A 19,067-nucleotide genomic window follows, 5' to 3' on the forward strand; every position below is an offset into this window, starting at 1 on the left:
AAATGAACTAGGTCGATCCTAGCGTTTCCAGAGACTTCGCTACTGCTGTCTCATACGGCCTTCTTTCGAACTCTTTACATATCGTTATGACGTTTACTTTGGACGCTAAACATGCATCGGCTACTGCTCATATGGCATATTGGGTCGATCGCAACCACGAAAGGGGGATAGTCATGGCTACGCTGCAATCAATTCAATCGAAGATTGCCAAACTGCAAGCGCAAGCGGAGGGAATCACCAAGAAGAAGTCCGCGAGCGTCATTGCCGAGATTCATGCTCTGATGGCAGAGCACGGAATAACGGTGGATGATCTTGGCGCGGTTTCTGTAGGCAAAAAGCGCGGCGGCAGGACGGCGACGAAAACAGCTTTGGTCAAGGGAGCTTCGGGCGCGAAATATCAAGACCCGAAGTCCGGCGCAACTTGGAGTGGACATGGAAGGGCGCCTGGGTGGATCGCGGGTGCAAAGAACCGCGACAAATTTTTGATCGATGGCAGCTCGACTAGGGCAGCAACTACCTTCATGAAGACCGCGAAGTCCGGAAATTATGTTCGCGGTCCACAACCTCCTCTCTATCGCGACCCGAAGTCCGGAGCTGAATGGAGCGGACGCGGAAGAGCTCCTGCGTGGCTCGCTGGTGCCAAAGACCGGACGAGATTTTTGATTGACAGCGCCGTGTCCGCACATGCTAACGTGAAGAAAAACCTCCGCTAAAAAGGCTATGGGCAAGAAAGTTGCCGCCAAGAACGTCGCATCGAACAAGACAGGGCGCAGTTCGACAGCAGAAATTGCCTCAGACTCTGCAACGGTGCCTCCAGCGAGCGCGAACGAGGCGAACACCGTTACTTCTGCGGCATAAGTCCGATTGGCACAGCGGCTATCCGGGACGTGGTACCGAAGCGAACGAATGCCGATCTCTTGTGTCTTTACGCTGCTCATCGCACGTCCCCGCTGCCGAGTGATTTGACGCGAAGGAGTTTGCGCGGCTGGTGGCCACCGGTCCCCAGACTTTGCTGTCACGTTCTCTGTTGGTCTTGAAGCTGCGATACAACGCGTGTAAGGTAGGCGCGCTACGGGCGACATGGCTCGATTTTCGAGCATTTGTGACGGTCTACGTTATGGTGGGCTGCCGAGAGCGCAGGAAACGTCGAGCCGAAGGGTATTGAGGAGGGGCATAGCGGTATGGAAGACAAGGCAATAGCGCGCTATCTGATTTCTTCGGAGGTCGCGCAGGAGAAAGCTGAGCTTCTGCAGCAACTCGCCGGCGGTAGGAACGCGTTGCGCATGAACCAAGCGCTCGAAGCGGTGGCATTCGGATGCGGATTCGAAAACTCGCGAGACCTGATCGCCACGGCTGCGCGATTGGCTGCAGGCGAAGCAAATTCTCTCAATATCACTCCGCACATGTTGGCAGATGACCAGCATGTTGACCAGGAGACTGTCACAGCTCGACGCGCGTTGCAGTTGGAAGCCGTTCGAGGCGTCGTCACATGTTCGCATGTCCGAGCACAAGAGCTTGTGGCGCTGTGGGCCCTTACCGGCACGCCGCAGGACCTTGCAGCGAGGCCAGCAGAACCTGTCTTAGCTGCCGACCGACAGGGCGGTAATCAAACCGCAATTTCTCGCGACCACGGCCGGCTCGACGACCAGACTGCCGGTCCAGTTGTCGGTGCGGAATCGGAGGAGATGCTTCAGGAAGTTCTCAACGATGCCTTCTTTGCGGCGACGCAGGAATCGGCACCTGATGAACCTCTGTACGTGCCGCCTACCAAGCCTGATACGCCGGTGTCCGTGAGCTACAAGAAGCGACGAGTCACAACCGGTGATAGATAGGTCGCGGTGCCTACTGGCTTTATTTCGCTGGTTCACGCGTGACCAACCAGGTCGAAAGCGGGAAAGCCAGGGGAACCCGGCGCAGAATGAGGACTACGCTGATTTAACGATGACTCGATGTGGGGGTCCGCAATGGGCTTGGAAGCCCCCACAAATGAGCGGCGAAGGACGCAAGCGAGGCGCAAGGTCTGATCCGTGGGCGTATGTCACCACGATGCAACTTCGATCGATATCGAATTAGCCTTCGCGACGTATGTAAGTTAGAAGCTGTTCCCAAAACGCGCACATATCGCAAGCGTCGGCTTCTTGGCGTCATGAATTCGGGCCTCAGCCCGACAGAAGATTCGTGAACACACCTACAGCTTCGGGTCTGTATTCGAAGCCGACCTCACGGAACGAGTAGCACTCGACGCCTTCGAAAACGCGAATACGATTTGCTTCGCCGACGAAAAGACCCGCTCGAGTTTCGAGTTGGAACCGGACAATTCTCTGACTTCCCGGCATGTTTTTGACAGCGCCATACTTCTTGCGGAGAGCAGCGCCTTCGGCGAGAGTATCGGGACAGATCATCCAGTACTCGCTCACGAGGAAAACGAAGTCGGCGTTTACTTCCCTCGCCCTCGCGACGATGCGAGCGGTAGCCTCAGCCTCCGATACCTTCCCCAACTCGGGAGCAAAATTTTCGACTGACCTTGCTTTACCCACATGCAGATAAAACGGGACTTCGCCGTCTCGCTCAATTTGTTGGTGCGTCAAGTCGACGACTGCAGCGACGAAAGCGCGCGTCCATGTGTCTACTCTGACCTCATACTCGCTTCGATGCGCTTCGGCTCCTCTTATTTCAGTCATGTACACCCTCTAGCACCATTGGCTGTGTTCGTCGAGCTTGGTTATCGGCAGCAAAAGTCAAAACCTTGAGACATAGCGTTGTCGTGGGTGAGCACCTGACGGGCCATCCTGATTGGAATTTTTAAGAACTTCGCCGGGGTTGCGCTCCTGAAGTTCCGCTTCCTCCGGGCAGCAATAACGCGAGCGCAACGGGAGACTTGTCGCCACCGCTTTCCATGGAGCGCTGAAACGCCAGGCGACAGCAGCTCAAGAGAGATTTTCCGCCTAAACGGAGTGAGAGGTAGCTGAACGCGAGGGCGATAAAAACATTGTCTACATGAGGACCTAGAACTTCAAAAAGGATTACTCATGTCGACACCTCAGCTCGTTCGCTTCACACCTTCCACGCAATTATCAACCCATTTCGAACAGGTATTTCTTTACACCATCGAGCTCCTTCAGCAATTGGACCAGGGGATAGCGTATGGAATCGTTCCGACAGCGCCTGAGGTCCTGCTCTGGATGATTCAAAAATGTGAGCCGGAAGTATTCGCTGAACTTCAATCTGGCGGACGAGTAAGTGAATTCATTACGGTATTAGAGCATTACCGCTGGATTCGAGACGAGGCCACAGACGTTGAGATGGAGCGGCTGCTGCAATTCGAGGCGGAAACGAATTGCGATGGCAACAACTGGGGGCATATCTCGCTCGATGACGTCGCAGAGGCCTTGAGCCGCAGTGCACTACGGCAAGAGCATCCTGAAGTTGCCAGTTTTCTGGAGCGCGTCCTGAGTGCTGCACGCGAGCGCTCTGAATGGTTCTGGCGCTGCTTTGACGAACTACGTCGAGCAGACGCGGAGCTGCCCCAAGAGGCTGGGAAGCCGTGCACTTCAATTGTGGTGGGCACGGTCATATCCACCTCATCTGTCGAAGATTCAAGCTACGAGACCGAGCCGCTACAAGTTGCTGTAGCACATGCTCGCAACCTTCTGCTCCGCGCAGATACCGGGCAGTGCGACGACTATTGGATGAAGGTCTATTCTGAAGCCGTCGGACATTGGGTGGAGTGCGACCTTCCGTTGGTCGCTGCTGCCGTGCTCCAACGCGCGGAAGCTTCGCAATTCTTTGACTTTATCGGCCGATTCATTGATGAGATGCGGGAGGTTGAACGGCTCTGGGACATGCTGAGCCCGCAATTGCGAGGCTTGTTGCTGAGTCAGGCCGGCTCGTCGGAGGCCTTGAGCCTCGTTAGACATGTCGTTCAGGCCGGATTTTCAAGGGAGGTCAATAAGCCTGTGAATCGATTGGCGGCGCTGGTTGTCGAGATGCTTTTTCGCCGAACGATTTCTTTTGAACCATCCGACTCGTTGCCGGTTTTGCAGACGACGCAGAACTCGCCGCTGGTTCAGCGCATTCGCGAGGAAGCTTCATGCGAAACGGTGGGATATGTCGTTTCAACCGCCGAACTACCGAACGAGCTTAGAGCCCGAACGACCGAACGATATGCTTTGGTGGTTAAAGTTGACTCGAGCCAAGAAAGAGATTTTCCGGGCCAAATTTCGTGGGTTCGGGACGGCTTCGACGCCTTCACAGCCGAGCAATCGGGCGGCGGCGCTGTGCGGATGCTGGCGTTTAGCTCTTACTTTTGGTGCAGAGAAGATGATTTGCTGGCGATACTGGGGCGCTTTCGCCTAGCGATTCCCGTTTTGTATGTTGGTGAGCGAGCGACATGCTTCGTACAGTATCCCTGTTCCTACTTCCCGATACACTCGAGCATCCGCGACGGCAAACTCACGAGAGACTTCTTCTTTAAGCGAATGCCAAAAGCCATCGGCGGTGGTTTTTATTCTTCGACGCGGTCCGTTCTTCACGTCATCGTCCCGTTGCTTGTTGATTCGTTCACGGATTGGACTCGTCAACAGCCAAGCTCGGAGCTATCGGACGCGTATAAAGAATTGAGGAGAACACGCGTCGCCCTCGGAACTGACCGACTACAGATTTCCCCAGTCGCAGCAGCGTTTGCGGAACTGTACACGAGCGCGACCTTGGCCAGAAGACTGTGACGCAGGTGCGTTGGCTGACCGGTCGTCATGTGTTTTCGATGGACCGCTCGCATTCTTTTTCTGAGGAATCGCGACTAACGCCTCGCGTCATGATTGGAAGGGAAGGCTTCGTTTGTAGCCGGATGTTGCGCGAATCGGCTAGGCGCGCCGGACCCTCCCGAGGCATCCGTGCGCCTCCGATAACAAGCTGGGACGCTCCTCAGGCACGCCTCCAGCGGTCGAAACGGCGAACGGCAATATCCATTCATGCGTGAGGCGCTGGATTAAACGCATCTCTTTTTCTTTGACCGTTAGCTCGTTGGCATCCTCTTTCGCTTTTTCCACATCGCTGGATTTCGAAAAGATACGCGGTAAGAAAAAAATCTGCATTTCGCTAAGCCATTGAAACTTAGTGAAGTTGTGGGGACTGTCTCGTCTTTCAAATATTTAAGACTCGATTTTTCCGGCTTTTTCAGCAAAAAGGCTAAAACCAATCGCAACACGTGCTTCCTGTACCTCACGAAGGAAGCAACGTGTCGCACCAGCAACAACAAGAGAATGAAAGCTCACTTACCGCAGAACAACTTAACGTCGTCGAACTCTTTGCAGGCGTCGGCGGCTTTAGGCTCGGCTTGGAGCGAGTTCATGGCAACCCCTATCGCGTAACCCTCAGCAATCAGTTTGAGCCAGCGAGGAAGCCTCAACACGCTTCGAATGTGTACGAGGCCCGCTGGGGAAGCGAAGGGCATGTGAACCAGGACATCTTTGCCTTCCTGGAATCAGAAACAGGCCGGCAGGCGGTGCGCAATGCAGCACCGGACGTCTTGGTGGGCGGATTCCCCTGTCAGGATTATTCTGTGGCGAAGCCCCTCAACCAGTCAAAGGGACTCGCCGGCAAGAAAGGAGTTCTTTGGTGGTCGATTGCTCAACTGTTGCAGCAACGTTTGGATGAAAATCGGCCTGTCCGCTATGTCGTCCTTGAAAACGTCGACAGAATTTTATCCTCGCCGGCGCAATGTCGCGGCGCGGACTTTGCAACGATTTTGAGCACGCTTCGAGGACTTGGATACGCGGCAGAATGGCGCGTGATTAACGCCGCTGACTATGGGTTCCCGCAGAAGAGAAAGCGCGTGTTCATCGTTGGGTACCATGAATCAACCCCGGTTTATCAGTCGATGAGGCGCTCTCTTGAGACTGACGGACTCGCGTGGCACCGTGAAGGCGTACTGCCGAGAGCGCTTCCTTGTGAGCTTGTCCAGCCGCTGGACGGCTCCTCTCCAGCACTTTCCATTGCGGAGGAGCCGCTCGCGGCACAGGTCAACTACAGACCGCTTTCGAATGGCGCGTCGCGCTTCTCAAACAGTGGTTTAATGCTTGGAGGGCAGGTATGGACCGCAAAGTCGAAGGCGGTTGAAATTGACGATTACCGCTCCTTCACCGGACAACTTGCGCCGATGACACTGGGAGACGTTACACGCGAGACCGTTGGTGTTCCCAAGGCATTCTTCGTGGAAAGCGACTCTGAAGAACGATGGAAGCTCGCGAAGGGGGGGAAAAAGGTGCCGCGTGTGAAAAACGGTTTTGCGTATCAATATTCAGAAGGGGCAATGGCGTTTCCTGACCGGCTTGATGCTCCATCCAGAACGATTATTACCTCCGAGGGTGGCGCGGCACCAACTCGAACGAAACATGTCATCGCCTCTTCGAACGGTCGCCTTCGTCGACTCCTTCCTGAGGAATTGGAGCAGTTGAATGGTTTTCCGAGAGGCTTTACTGCGCATCCTGGAGTCTCAGATTCCATGCGAGCGTTCCTTATGGGCAACGCGCTCGTTGTGGGAATTGTGACGAAAATTGGCGAGGCGCTAATCGACCGACATCGCAGGACCGTTAAAGCCTGAGCGCTCGAGAACTCGTTCACGAGTTCAAGGAGCGGCGGACAACTCTTCGGCCAGACGCCTCGTTGCACGAATCCACCGAACCCGGCTGGCGGTCAGGGATTCACTTCAACAGTGGCCTGGAATACGGTGTAATCAACAAGCACGCTCCGCGAGTCGCAGTCAAACCGAGCACCAGTTCCGGGGAGCGCGGACTCATGAAACATTGTGTTCTGGATGCGGCGACTGCTGTATGACACAGATGGAACTCAAGCCATAGGTGCCACGGATGCGCCGGCGACGCAATGTCGGGCGAGTGCATCCTCAACGAATCCCGACGCTTTCACTTCTTCGACGAAGGCAGCGAGAACATGCGCGGCGGCCGGGCCGCGACTCTTCGGCAGACCCATTGCTTGCCGGATGACCATGAAGCGTTCGTCGAGGAGGCGCAGGCCCGGGATTTCGCGAGCGTCGGCTTCGAGCTGCTGCTTAACTCCTGCCGCGACTTCGAGATTTTCGTTGATGAACGTTCGCACCACGGCTGGCGATGTCGGCGCGCGTACAATCTGCGCCGTCTTCAACTCGCGCGTTAGGAAGAGGTCGTATGCGCTGCCTTTGCCGACCGCGACGCGGTTATTTGCGTTGTCGACGTCTGAGTTCGTCCTGATCGACGAATCTTCGCGCACGAGGTAGAAGCCTTCGATGAGCACATACGGCTCAGTAAATGCGATCGTTTCACCGCGCAACGGATCGATTGCGAAGAAACCGAAGTCCGCGCGCTCTTCGCTCACGGCCTGCACGGACTTGCCCGCAGCGTCGAAGACGACTAGTTCCAACTCTACTCCAAGGCGCTTCGCGAACGCGCGCGCGAGATCAACAGAGACGCCAAACGGCTCGCCTGTAACGGCGTTACGGTTGGCAAGAATTGGATTGCCTAAGTTAATCGATGCGCGCACCTTGCCGGCAGGCGCAATGGCCGCAACGATTGAAGGGTTGATGTTCATTGGCCCACTGAAGAACTTTTGACGCTTGGAGAGCGTTCGGAGTTTAGGATGTCGCTGATCCTCGACAAGGCATCAAGCGTATGCTGGAGATGCTCACGCAGCGCGATCGAGGCTTCCTCATTACGTTCTCGTTCGAGTAGATCCAAGATGTGCAGGTGCTGCTTGCAGTGCGCCGTGTAGCGCTCTCGATGCTGCATCGAGCGATACGATAGCAGCCGGCGCACGCGATTTACTCTTTTGATTGTATCGATGAAGAACGCGTTGCCGGATGCCTCGACCAGTGATTCGTGAAATCGCACGCCGCGATCGTGTAGCTGATCGGCGGTGTCCGTTTCGATGCCGCCGTTGAGCAGATGCATTTCCGCAGCGCGACAACGCTCAAGCACCTTTTGTTCGAGTCGGTAGCCGGGCTCAAGGAGGGCTGCCGGCTCCAACGCGTATCTCAGGCGATATGATTGTAAAAGGCTATCCGGAGTCGTCAACATGCTCGAAAACTGCCATCCGTATCCTGGCTTTCTCTCGGCCCATCCCTCTTGGCTGATTCGGGTCAGCACCGCAACGAGCTGAGTGTTGGTCAGTCCGTACCGCGTTCGAATCATCTGCTCGGAGAACTCGTCGGGTATCAAGCCCTTGAGACGGTCGTCCGCGATCCGGAAGTATACGCTCGTAACAATGTCGGACTCTTGTAGCCCAAGCTGCTCAACGACATCGGAAAGTCTCTCATCGACTGGTCGAGCAAGGAAGAACCCACGATTTCGCTCGCGCCGCAGCATGCCTTTCTCATGCAAGAAAGACAGTGCTTCGTTGACCGGCGAACGAGACACCCGGAGGCGATCAGCCAACATTTGGGCGGGCAGGTGACTACCGACCTCCATTTGCTCGTTCTGGATGAGCTCGACAATTTGGGTCGCTATCGAATTCTCAGAGTTCATGAGGTTCATCACTCTTGTCGCATTCGCACCGTCCGATCTTTGTTGCCTCAGGCCGACTGTGCTGCGATGGTTTTCTGCAAAATATGAGGGATCACCCCACCTGAGCGGAGCAATCTGGTTTCAAGCTGAGTCTCTACTGCGGCAGTCGCAGTCAGTGACTCAACGCCCCCTTGGGCCCGTACGATGCGAATCGGAATTTGGCAGCGGGGCGAGACCGCATCGGCGGGAGCGTCAACCTCAATTCTATCGCCTGGCTGAATGTTAAGAGTCGCGGGACTTACGTCCTTGGGCAACCGCACTGGCAATATTCCCATGCCAATCAAATTCGAGCGATGGATACGTTCAAAACTTACCGCGAGGACCGCACGAATACCGAGAAGCCGCTGACCCTTAGCTGCCCAGTCCCGTGAAGATCCAGTCCCGTATCGCTCTCCTGCGAGCAGCACGACCGAGTTGCCCTCGTCCTTATAGCGTTTCGCGGCCTCGAATATCGGCAGCACATCGCCGCTTGGGACGTGAATCGTATGTGCAACAGGCGCGTCGGGTTTCAAGAGATTGACGAGTGTCTTATTGAAGAATGCTGCGCGGACCATGACTTCCCAGTTTCCGCGCCGGGAAGCGAATACGTTTAGATCGTCGCGGCTGTCGCCCCGTTCGACGAGAAAATCTGCGACATAGCTGTCCTTCGGGATGGCGCTTGCCGGTGAAATATGGTCAGTCGTTATGTCATCGCCCAACACGAGCAACGGGTATGCGCTGTATTGTCCCAACTGACTGCCTTGGGTCACGGACGCGAAAGGCGGGCGACGCAACGCGGTCGATTTTGAATCCCACGGGAATCGTGCGGTTTCTGGGGACTGCAGGCCGTGCCACAGCGGGTTTTCGCTCGCGATGGCGAATGCTCGCGAATAATCGGCAGGTTCCGCAGCCTGCGCTACAAGCGTTGCAACTTCCTCACGCGAGGGCCAGATATCTTTGAGATACACAGGCGTTCCATCTGACCCCGTTTGAAGCGCGTCACGACTCAAGTCTACCTCCGCATCACCAGCGAGCGCGAACGCAATCACGAGCGGCGGCGACATGATGAAGCCCAGGTCCAAGTCGGGATGAATACGACCCGGAAAATTCCGGTTACCGGAAAGCATGGCAACCGGATAAACCGACTTGTTGGCAAGCCCTGCACGAATGGAATCGGTCAAGGGTCCAGAATTGCCGATACAAGTCGTACACCCGTAACCAACAATGTCGAAGCCGACAGCAGACAGGTCATCGATGAGATTAGCGCGTTCAAGATACGCAGCGGCAGCCGGCGAGCCGGGGCCGAGCGATGTCTTAATCCACTCGGGCACTTTCAGCCCGCGCTCGCGAGCCTTTCGAGCCAGCAACCCAGCGGTAATTAAAAGGGCCGGGTCAGAAGTATTGGTGCAACTTGTAATCGCCGCAATCGCGATAGGGTGCTTGGGCATCTGACTTGATTCAATCGCCGGCTCGAATGCGAACTGTTGCAGTGCGGCCGCCGTTTGCGAGTAGGCAAGCAGATCCTGTGGACGGCGTGGTCCTGCGATGTGCATGCCAATCGTGCCGAGATCGATTTCGATGGTACGGGTATACACAGGGTTCGCTGCTGGGTCGAACCATAATCCCGCCCGCTTGGAGAAGGCCTCGACCAGCGCGATGGATTCGGCAGTCCGATTGGTCGTACGCAGGTAATCCAATGTGTGGTCGTCGACGGGAAAGAATCCGGTCGATGCGCCGTACTCCGGCGCCATGTTTGCCACGACGGACCGATCACCTGCCGTCAACGTCGAGACGCCGGGACCGAAATATTCAACGAATTCGCCCGAGACGCCGATCTCTCGCAACCGCTGGGTCACCGTAAGAGCCAAGTCGGTAGCTAACGTGCCGGGGTTCAGGGCGCCTATGAGCCGTACACCGATGACATCCGGAATTCGTTGCATCACCGGCATGCCGAACATTACCGTTTGCGCTTCGAGCCCGCCTACGCCCCAACCAAGCACACCGATACCGTTGATCATCGGCGTGTGGCTGTCCGTGCCAATCAAGGTGTCAGGCACTGCCCAGTGCTCACCCTCTCGCTCCTGGACGGAGACTACCGTCGCGAGCTGTTCCAGATTGATGGTGTGCATGATGCCCGTACCGGGCGGATGAATGCGCACTCCTCGCAGCGCCTTCGATGCCCAACGCAAGAAGCTATATCGCTCGTTATTTCGGCGAAGCTCAAGCTGCAAGTTCAACGGCGCGGCATCGGGGCGGGCGAAGTATTCGACCGCAAGCGAGTGGTCGACAGAAGAGTCAACCGGAAGCACCGGGTTAAGCGCTGTGGGATCCGCGCCCGTCTCCGCAAGCGCATCACGCATTGCGGCGATATCGACCAGCGCAGGCGTGCTAGTCGTGTCGTGCATCAGGACACGATTTGGCTGGAAGGCGATCTCAACTTCGCTCGTGCCACGCTCAATCCACTGAAGAATCCCTTCCGCCGCCCGGCGACGCTCGTCGCCCTCGGTATTTCGCAGAACATTTTCTAGTAACAAGCGCATCACAACTGGCAAGCGCTCAAGCGTCGCGCCGAACATGTTCGGCAGGTCGACAAAGCGATAGTCGGACCCGTTAGCGGTCAACGTCGCGGCGGAGGGGGTGTAGGTGTTTTCCATGGAACGCATCTTTGCACGTATACGCGTAAAAATGCAATGTAGTGAAAACCCCAGCAAAAAGCAAGGTTCACGTTCATCGCGTTGCGCTACAAGCGATCCCAGCGTTGCGGCCCCACTTTATAGGCGCAGTAGGTAGTTTCCATGAGTTTTCATTTGCACTTTATTGTGTGAAAGTGCAATCAATCCGAGCGCCATACAAAGGAGACAGCGCGTGAGAGAAGAAGAATTCGAAGATGTCGTCAAGTTGGCAGTGGGCCCTCGGCGGCGTCTGCTGCAAGCCGCTCTCTCGTTGGGTGCAGTTGGACTTTTCGAGATGACGCTACCGTCGGCTTTCGCTGCAGACAGCGGAGCCGCCATTCACAGGAAGCAGAAAGGACAGAATATGTTTGCCTACGTCGGCTGTCGTACGACTCGTGAACGAAACGCCCGAGGCGATGGCATCAGTGTCTTCAAGGTCGATTCGAACACTGGCTCTCTGGAGTTGGTAGAGCTCGTCAAGGATTTGGTGAACCCGTCTTTCCTCGCGCTGAGCCAAAACGGCGAGCGTCTGTATACCGTGCACGGCGATCTGAGCGACATCAGCGCGTTCGCGGTGGACAAAAGCACGGGAAAGCTCACATTCATCAACAAGCAGAGCACCCAGGGAAAGAATCCGGTTCACTTGGCTATCGATCCGAGCGGGCGCTACATCGTTGTCTCAAACCACATAGGGTCGAGCCTTGCGGTTCTGCCTATTGCGGACGACGGCTCGCTGAAGGAACTGACTCAGCTTGTCACGCTTGAAGGTCCTATCGGCCCCCATCGAACTGAGCAAAAGCAAGCGAAACCGCACTTCAATCCGTTTGATCCGACCGGTCAGTTCGTAATCGTGCCCGACAAGGGACTTGACCGGATATTCACGTTCAAATTCAGTGACGGTCATCTCACGGCGGCCGATCCGGCGTTCGTTGTCAGCCGTGAGACTTCGGGGCCTCGCCACATTGCCTTTCACCCCAACGAGAGCTTCGCCTACTGCGTCAACGAGCTCGATTCAACCGTAGCAACTTACCAATACTCGCCGAGCAACGGCGCGCTGAAGCCGCTTCAGATCCTTTCGACCCTTCCCGATACCTTCACCGGAAACAGCCGCGCCTCCGAGATTGAAGTCGATCGCACGGGTCGTTTTGTGTATGCCTCTAATCGTGGCTGCGACAGCATCGCCGTTTTCAAGATCGATCAGAAGTCCGGTCGACTTAACTTCGTTGAAGCTAAGGCGTCGCAAGGTAAAACGCCCCGATTCATGACCGCCAGCCCTGACGGCCGCTTCATGTACGCGTTGAACGAGGACAGCGACACCATCGTAGCTTTCGCCGTGGATCCGTCGTCGGGTCGCCTGAGCCCTACAGGCTTCTCAGTCCATTCAGGAAGTCCTGTATGCATGGTGTTCTCTCACAATCAAGCGTAGGCCCGCACATTTTGACCCTTCATGGACATCGAGCGGGTCACCGCTGATGAAATGATATGCAAACATCACAGCCAATCGACGAAAAGGCAATGGTCAGGAAAGTCACCTGGCGAATCATTCCCTTTGTGTTCATTCTTTACATCATCTCCTACCTCGACCGCGCAAACATCGGCTATGCGGCGCTTCAAATGAACAAGGAACTCGCGCTCAGCAGCGAGGCCTTCGGTTTCGTATCAGGGATTTTCTTCATTGGATATTTCCTGTTTGAAGTACCCAGCAACGTGATGCTGAATAAGTTTGGAGCGCGGGTCTGGATCGCGAGAATTCTCCTGACTTGGGGCGCAGTTGCCGTAGTCTCGGCCTTTGTTCAGAACGCCACCCAACTTTATGTGTTGCGATTCCTTCTTGGCGTCGCGGAAGCAGGCTTCTTTCCCGGCATCATTGTGTACTTGACTTACTGGTTCCGTGCAAAGGAATTGGCCACCACAGTAGCTCTCTTTACTGCAGCGATTCCGGTGTCTTACATCATCGGTGCGCCATTGAGCACCTGGATCATGGACAACGTCCACTGGTTCCAATGGAGCGGTTGGCGCTGGATGTTGGTCCTCGAAGGCGCACCGGCGCTTGTCGGCGGCATTCTTTGCTTCGTTTATCTCACCGATCGCCCGGCCGACGCGAAGTGGCTTAAACCAGAAGAGCGCGATTGGTTGCTGGCCGAGCTCGAGAACGACAAGAAGGTGCGTCCCAACGTCAAGCACATCGGTTCGCTCAAGACGATCACGAACCCCAAAGTGCTCTACCTTTCGTTCATCTATTTTGTCTACCAGTGCGGCAGCCTTGGGGTTGGATATTGGATGCCACAAATTATCAAGGGATTTTCGGCATCGCTGAGCCATACTCAGGTTGGTCTTATCGCAATGATTCCCTACATCTTCGCGACACTCATGATGATCGCATGGTCGCGGAGTTCAGATCGCCGAAGCGAGCGCCGACTCCATTCCGCGATTCCCCTTGCGGTTGCCGCGCTGGCGTTGCTGGGTGCAGGGATGACGACCAACCCGTATGTGTCGATCGCAATGATCAGTCTGAGCCTTGGCGGACTCTATGCGTTCAAGTCGCCGTTTTGGGCACTTCCTACTCTGTTCCTGAGTCGTTCGAGCGCGGCGGTTTCGATTGCCGTAATCAATTCGATTGGTAATCTGGGCGGGTTCGTTGGTCCGTTCGCGATTGGCTACATCAAAGGTGACGGAAAGAGCGCGACTGCTGGTCTTTTGTTCCTGTCAGCGCTGCTCGTTATTTCCTTCCTGATGACTTTCTTCATCCGAATTCAAGAGCACAAGTTGCCCGCCGATGCATCGGGTGGTACGCCGCAGCACACCTAAGACGATAGCAGGCGGGTTCACGACATGAACCGGCCATAACGAGCGACTTTGGGTGCCCAAAGCGCGAAAATACACGGAACCTGGAGATTCTCACGAAATGAAAAAGAAACTTATATCATCGGTAGTACTTACGGCTATCGGGCAGTGCGCCTACGCGCAGAGCAATGTCACGCTGTACGGAATCATCGACAGTGGCCTGAACTATACGAATAATGTACAAACGGCGCGCACGGCAACAGGTTTTACCGGTGGTCACCAGTTTGCGATGATCGAAGGCGGATCAGCTGGTTTGCAAGGCAGCCGCTGGGGTTTGAAGGGGACGGAAGATCTTGGTGGCGGCTTGAAAGCCCTCTTCGTATTGGAAAACGGTTTCTTCAGTAACAACGGCGCTCTGAACCAAGGTGGGGCTGAGTTTGGGCGGCAGGCATTCGTCGGCCTCTCGAGCCCATATGGTACCGTCACCCTCGGCCGCCAGTACGACCCGGTGGTGGACTTCTTCGGTCCCTTCCTCGCCGCACCGCAGTGGGGCGGATATATGGCCTCGCATCCGAGCGATCTGGATAACGCGCTGAACAGCCGCCGAATCAACAATTCGATCAAATACAAGAGCCCTACCTACAGTGGCTTCACCTTCGAAGCTTTGATGAACCTCGGTGGCACGCCCGGTTCGTTTTCCAGCAATTGGATATGGGGTGCCGGTGCAGGCTACACATACGGCCCGTTCTCTGTCGGTACTGGGTACCTGAACATTCGAAATCCCAACACGTCATTTTTCGGCGCCAATCCGAACGCGGGGCCGGCGACCTCGAACAATCTGGGCAGCTTCGGCTCTCCCACGGCTCCCCAAAGCAACCCGGTATTCGCGGGGTACGCGTCGGCAAATCAGATGGAGATCATCGGCGTTGGCACTGGAGTCGCGCTCGGTGCGCTAAACATTAATCTTGCGTATTCGAATACGCGCTTTGAAGACCTGGGTTCGCCATCGGGTCCGAATCCGCTTCGCTATCAAGGTACCGCGAGCTTCAACAACGCTGAAATCAATGCGAAGTATCAGCTCACCCCAGCGTTGCTGGTCGGTACCGCCTATGACTACACGCGCGGCGGTGGGGCAGGTGGAAGAGACGGAGCGACGTACCACCTGATCAGCGCTGGACTCGATTATTTCCTCTCTAAGCGCACGGATGTCTACACCGTTGCCGTTTTCGAGAAGGCAAGCGGTACCGATTCAGTCGGACAGCCCGCCGTGGCACAGATCACCGGACTGACCCCATCGACCACTGACAAACAGGTAGCGGTGCGCGTAGGTATTCGTCACAAATTCTAGATTGCGTCCGACGAGATTGACCTGCCGGAAGCAGCCTCGGGCGGCAAGTGAAATTGACGCGCAGACCAACACCATTGCGAAGTATAGAGAATAGGAGTTCCTCCGTGAAAGCATCTGATCTTTTTGTGAAAGCCCTCGAAAACGAGGGTGTTGATCGCATCTTCGCCGTGCCAGGCGAGGAGAACCTCGATGTCGTCGAATCCCTGCGTCGTTCGAGCATCGAACTCGTCTTGACGCGCCATGAACAGACGGCAGCCTTCATGGCTGCAACTCACGGGCGACTCACCGGGAAGCCCGGCGTCTGTATGGCAACGCTCGGACCCGGCGCATTAAATCTGGTGACGGGTGCGGCCTACGCTCACCTGGGCGCCATGCCGATGATTTTGATCACGGGGCAGAAGCCGATCAAGACGGCACGTCAAGCCCGCTTCCAAATCGTCGATATCGTCGCCACGATGAAGCCTCTCACTAAGGCATCGCGTCAGATCATCAGTGGTGTCAGCATTCCCACCGTAGTCCGCGAAGCCTTTCGTCTTGCGCAGGACGAGCGGCCAGGCCCTGTGCATCTCGAGTTGCCTGAGGATGTTGCGGGCGAAGAAGTGAGTGACGAGTTAACGGCAATCCCGTTGCACCCGGTTGAGTTGCCGGTTGCTCAGTTCGCCGCGATTGAGCGTGCTGCGGCGATGTTGAAAAGCGCGGAGCGACCGCTAGTCATGTTCGGGGCAGCCAGCAATCGTCCGAGACTGGTGGGTCAGCTGACGGACTTCATTCGGCGTACCAAAATCCCATTTTTCAATACTCAAATGGGAAAGGGCACGGTCTCGGCCATCGGCAACGATGAAGCCACCCAATTGTGGATGGGCACCGCTGCTCTGAGCGAGCGCGACTATTTGCACGAGGCAATCGACCGCGCCGACGTTATTCTTTCGATTGGCCACGATACCGTCGAAAAGCCGCCGTTTATCATGGGACCCAAGGGCCCTAAGGTTATCCACGTCGGTTACACGCCGGCCAATGTTGAACAGGTCTTCTTCCCCAACGCGCAGGTAGTTGGTGACTTGGGCTTGAGCCTGACGCGTCTTGCTGACCTCGTTGAAGGTCAACTTCCGAACGCAGGCACATTGGCCTCTTTGCGGGAAGGCATTCTCAAGCGCACCATGGATAGAGCCACCGAGTCGCGCTTTCCGTTGACGCCTCAACGCATTGTCCATGATGTGCGTCAGGTCATGCCAGCGGATGGCATTGTGGCGCTTGACAACGGCATGTACAAGATCTGGTTCGCACGGTGCTACCGCACGCGTAATGCCAACACGCTCCTGCTCGACAATGCCCTCGCCACGATGGGCGCCGGACTGCCATCGGCAATGATGGCCTCGATTCTTCACCCCAAACGCCGCGTAATGGCGGTATGTGGAGATGGCGGGTTCATGATGAACTCGCAGGAACTCGAAACCGCCGTTCGCATGAAGCTCAATCTCGTCGTATTGATCATCCAGGACGACGCCTACGGGATGATCCGCTGGAAGCAAGCGGTCGACGATTTCGCCGACTGGGGACTGAATTTCGGCAACCCTGACTTCGTGAAATACGCGGAGGCATACGGCGCCAAAGGACGGCGAGTCGAGTCAGCGGAAGGGTTGGTTCCGACGCTGGAAGCAGCGTTCGAGGAAGGTGGGGTACAGCTTGTCGTCGTACCGGTCGACTATTCGGAAAACAGCCGTGTGCTCGTCGATGAACTCAAGAATCGGGTGATGGAGGTGTCGCAATGAAGATCAGAGCTGCTGTCCTCCAGGCAATGGGCGCGACCTCGCCATACGCCGATTCTCGTCCGCTGCAAATTGAAGAGATCGACTTGGCGCCGCCGGGACCCGATGAAGTGCTGATCAAGATAGCGGCAGCGGGTCTCTGCCACTCTGATTTGTCGGTTATCAACGGTGATCGGCCAAGGCCGATGCCGATGGCGCTCGGTCACGAAGCTGCTGGCGTCGTGCAGGAACTCGGGGCTGGCGTCACAGACCTTCAGGTGGGCGACCACGTCGTTGTTGTGTTTGTTCCGAGCTGCGGACACTGCGCGCCTTGCGCCGAGGGCAGGCCGGCCCTGTGTGAGCCGGGCGCTGCGGCTAATGGAGCGGGTACTTTGCTCTCGGGCGAGCGTCGTCTCACCCGTGGCGGTGAGGTCGTCAATCATCACCTTGGATGTTCAGTTTTTGCGGAATATGCGACGGTGTCCCGCCGCTCCGTCATCAAGATAGATCCCACCGTACCGCTCGACGAAGCGGCGTTATTCGGATGCGCAGTACTCACGGGCGTGGGCGCCGTGGTTAATACGGCGCAGGTTCGGGCCGGCGCGTCGGTGGCGGTCATCGGTCTGGGTGGCGTTGGCTTGGCAGCTCTCATTGGCGCGCACGCTGCTGGCGCACGGCAAATCATCGCGGTCGATCTGTCGGACGACAAGCTGGAACAAGCCAAGAGTCTCGGTGCGACGCACACGGTAAATGCTGGTCGTGAGGATGCGCTAGAACAAATCCGCAAGCTGAGTTCAGGCGGCGTCGAGTTCGCGTTCGAGTTCGCCGGATCTATACGGGCGCTAGACCTCGCATACAGCATCACGCGGCGCGGCGGATCAACTGTCACCGCTGGTTTGCCGCCCTCGACTGCTCGCTGGCCGCTCCCCGCAGTGAGTCTCGTCGCGGAGGAACGTACGGTGAAGGGCAGCTATATCGGAACCTGCGTACCGTCACGCGACATCCCGCGCTTCATCGACCTCTATAAGCAAGGTCGTTTGCCGGTGGACAAACTCCTCACGGGTCGATTGAAGCTGGAGGAGATCAATCAAGGGTTTGACTTGTTGCACGAAGGAAAGGCAATCCGCCAAGTGGTGGTGTTCGAATGAGCCACGATAACTCCAACTGGGCGGACGGATGGGTGGCGATGCAGCAAGCTTTCCTGAGGTCAATGGGTCCCTTTTTCTCACGGGCCACATCGGACATCAAACCGGACGATGTCAAGCCACCGATGCAGGAACAGTTCGCCGACTTGCAGGAAACCTGGAAGGAGTCCATTGAGAAATGGGCCGCGTTTGTCAAGGACGGCGCGGGCCCCGACGCGTGGACATCAGGGGCGGTCCGGGAAATGTTCTCTCCCGCGCGATGGAGCGGTCGCGGCGCAGGAGCGTTTGACGTTGGTCTGCAGCAGGTTATCGAAGGACCCAAATACGCGACGCTTTGGGACTTGGACAGGAAGGTGGCCGAACTGCAGCAAATGGCAAATGCACGTGACAAGGCCGTGTTGGCGTATCAGGCAATCGTCCAGCGCGCCTGGAACAAGGCGCTTGAGCGTTTCATGGAAACAATGTCGACGGGCAAGGGAGAGGTGCCGACAACTTGGCGCGGAATGACCGACCGATGGTTGAAAGTGGCCAATGAGACGTTGATTGAGGCACATCGCTCCGAGGAATTCGTAGAAGCCCAAACGCGGATGTTGCGTGCGGCATCCGACTATCGGTTAAAAGAACGTGCTATCGCCGAATCCTGGTGTGACGCCTATCACGTCCCGACAAGAACCGAAGTCGACGAGATTCAGCGCACGGTGACGGAATTGCGGCGGCAGGTTCGGCTGCTCCAGCGGCAAATCGGCTTCATGCAGCAAGCACCTGCGACGGCTGCGCCCACCCGCCCGCCTCGTGCAACTGCCCCAAAAGCCTCCCGCCCAATTCATTCCTGAGAGGAACTC

General features: G+C 56.5%; 15 protein-coding genes. 10 read left to right on the forward strand and 5 right to left on the reverse strand.

Annotated features, from left to right (window positions below; all coding sequences use genetic code 11):
- Positions 1-173: 173 nt before the first annotated feature.
- Together AC1Z32_RS26945 and AC1Z32_RS26950 are read left to right on the forward strand one after the other, a co-directional pair.
- Positions 174-713 (forward strand): H-NS family nucleoid-associated regulatory protein, encoded by a 540-nt coding sequence (locus AC1Z32_RS26945; RefSeq protein ID WP_483481899.1) that lies wholly within the window; start codon positions 174-176, stop codon positions 711-713.
- 468 nt (positions 714-1,181) lie between these two features.
- Complete coding sequence (locus AC1Z32_RS26950) at positions 1,182-1,832, forward strand: hypothetical protein (RefSeq protein WP_483481900.1); 651 nt, start codon at positions 1,182-1,184, stop codon at positions 1,830-1,832.
- A 327-nt stretch (positions 1,833-2,159) separates the two neighbouring features.
- On the opposite strand, the gene AC1Z32_RS26955 is transcribed toward AC1Z32_RS26950, so the two are convergent.
- Positions 2,160-2,681 carry a hypothetical protein gene (locus AC1Z32_RS26955; RefSeq protein WP_483481901.1) on the reverse strand — a complete coding sequence of 174 codons (522 nt, stop codon included), beginning with the start codon at positions 2,679-2,681 and terminating at the stop codon, positions 2,160-2,162.
- Positions 2,682-3,029: 348 nt separating this feature from the next.
- On the opposite strand from AC1Z32_RS26955, the gene AC1Z32_RS26960 reads away from it, so the two are divergent.
- The gene (locus tag AC1Z32_RS26960; protein ID WP_483481902.1) at positions 3,030-4,724 is read left to right on the forward strand and encodes a hypothetical protein; all 1,695 of its coding nucleotides are present in this window, start codon (positions 3,030-3,032) and stop codon (positions 4,722-4,724) included.
- 138 nt (positions 4,725-4,862) lie between these two features.
- On the opposite strand, the gene AC1Z32_RS26965 is transcribed toward AC1Z32_RS26960, so the two are convergent.
- Positions 4,863-5,093 carry a hypothetical protein gene (locus AC1Z32_RS26965; RefSeq protein ID WP_483481903.1) on the reverse strand — a complete coding sequence of 77 codons (231 nt, stop codon included), beginning with the start codon at positions 5,091-5,093 and terminating at the stop codon, positions 4,863-4,865.
- A 143-nt stretch (positions 5,094-5,236) separates the two neighbouring features.
- Here AC1Z32_RS26965 and AC1Z32_RS26970 point away from each other — a divergent pair, with 143 nt between their 5' ends.
- Positions 5,237-6,601: a DNA cytosine methyltransferase gene (locus AC1Z32_RS26970; RefSeq protein ID WP_483481904.1), complete on the forward strand. Its 1,365-nt coding sequence runs from the start codon at positions 5,237-5,239 to the stop codon at positions 6,599-6,601.
- Between the two features lie 245 nt (positions 6,602-6,846).
- On the opposite strand, the gene AC1Z32_RS26975 is transcribed toward AC1Z32_RS26970, so the two are convergent.
- The 3 genes from AC1Z32_RS26975 to acnA are packed head-to-tail and all read right to left on the reverse strand — an operon-like array spanning position 6,847 to position 11,185.
- Complete coding sequence (locus AC1Z32_RS26975; RefSeq protein ID WP_483481905.1) at positions 6,847-7,581, reverse strand: ABC transporter substrate-binding protein; 735 nt, start codon at positions 7,579-7,581, stop codon at positions 6,847-6,849.
- Positions 7,578-8,513 carry a GntR family transcriptional regulator gene (locus tag AC1Z32_RS26980; RefSeq protein ID WP_483483321.1) on the reverse strand — a complete coding sequence of 312 codons (936 nt, stop codon included), beginning with the start codon at positions 8,511-8,513 and terminating at the stop codon, positions 7,578-7,580. The genes AC1Z32_RS26975 and AC1Z32_RS26980 overlap by 4 nt, the downstream gene beginning before the upstream one ends.
- Positions 8,514-8,560: 47 nt before the next feature.
- Entirely contained in the window at positions 8,561-11,185 is a 2,625-nt protein-coding gene (gene acnA, locus AC1Z32_RS26985; RefSeq protein ID WP_483481906.1) for an aconitate hydratase AcnA, read from the reverse strand.
- 382 nt (positions 11,186-11,567) lie between these two features.
- On the opposite strand from acnA, the gene AC1Z32_RS26990 reads away from it, so the two are divergent.
- The 6 genes from AC1Z32_RS26990 to AC1Z32_RS27015 all read left to right on the forward strand — a co-directional run bounded on the left by AC1Z32_RS26990 (position 11,568) and on the right by AC1Z32_RS27015 (position 19,058).
- A complete protein-coding gene (locus AC1Z32_RS26990) occupies positions 11,568-12,629 on the forward strand; it encodes a lactonase family protein (RefSeq protein WP_483483322.1) in 1,062 nt (353 codons plus the stop codon).
- A 56-nt stretch (positions 12,630-12,685) separates the two neighbouring features.
- Positions 12,686-14,011, forward strand: coding sequence for an MFS transporter (locus tag AC1Z32_RS26995; RefSeq protein ID WP_483481907.1), 1,326 nt, complete (start codon positions 12,686-12,688; stop codon positions 14,009-14,011).
- Between the two features lie 97 nt (positions 14,012-14,108).
- Positions 14,109-15,335 carry a porin gene (locus AC1Z32_RS27000; protein WP_483481908.1) on the forward strand — a complete coding sequence of 409 codons (1,227 nt, stop codon included), beginning with the start codon at positions 14,109-14,111 and terminating at the stop codon, positions 15,333-15,335.
- A gap of 104 nt (positions 15,336-15,439) precedes the next feature.
- Complete coding sequence (locus AC1Z32_RS27005; RefSeq protein ID WP_483481909.1) at positions 15,440-17,104, forward strand: acetolactate synthase large subunit; 1,665 nt, start codon at positions 15,440-15,442, stop codon at positions 17,102-17,104.
- Positions 17,101-18,228, forward strand: a complete 1,128-nt coding sequence (locus tag AC1Z32_RS27010; RefSeq protein WP_483481910.1) for a zinc-dependent alcohol dehydrogenase family protein — start codon at positions 17,101-17,103, stop codon at positions 18,226-18,228. Before AC1Z32_RS27005 ends, AC1Z32_RS27010 begins: the two co-directional genes overlap by 4 nt.
- Positions 18,225-19,058, forward strand: coding sequence for a poly(R)-hydroxyalkanoic acid synthase subunit PhaE (locus AC1Z32_RS27015; RefSeq protein ID WP_483481911.1), 834 nt, complete (start codon positions 18,225-18,227; stop codon positions 19,056-19,058). Before AC1Z32_RS27010 ends, AC1Z32_RS27015 begins: the two co-directional genes overlap by 4 nt.
- Positions 19,059-19,067: the final 9 nt, after the last annotated feature.

The organism is Caballeronia sp. 11_S32 (genome assembly GCF_056930355.1).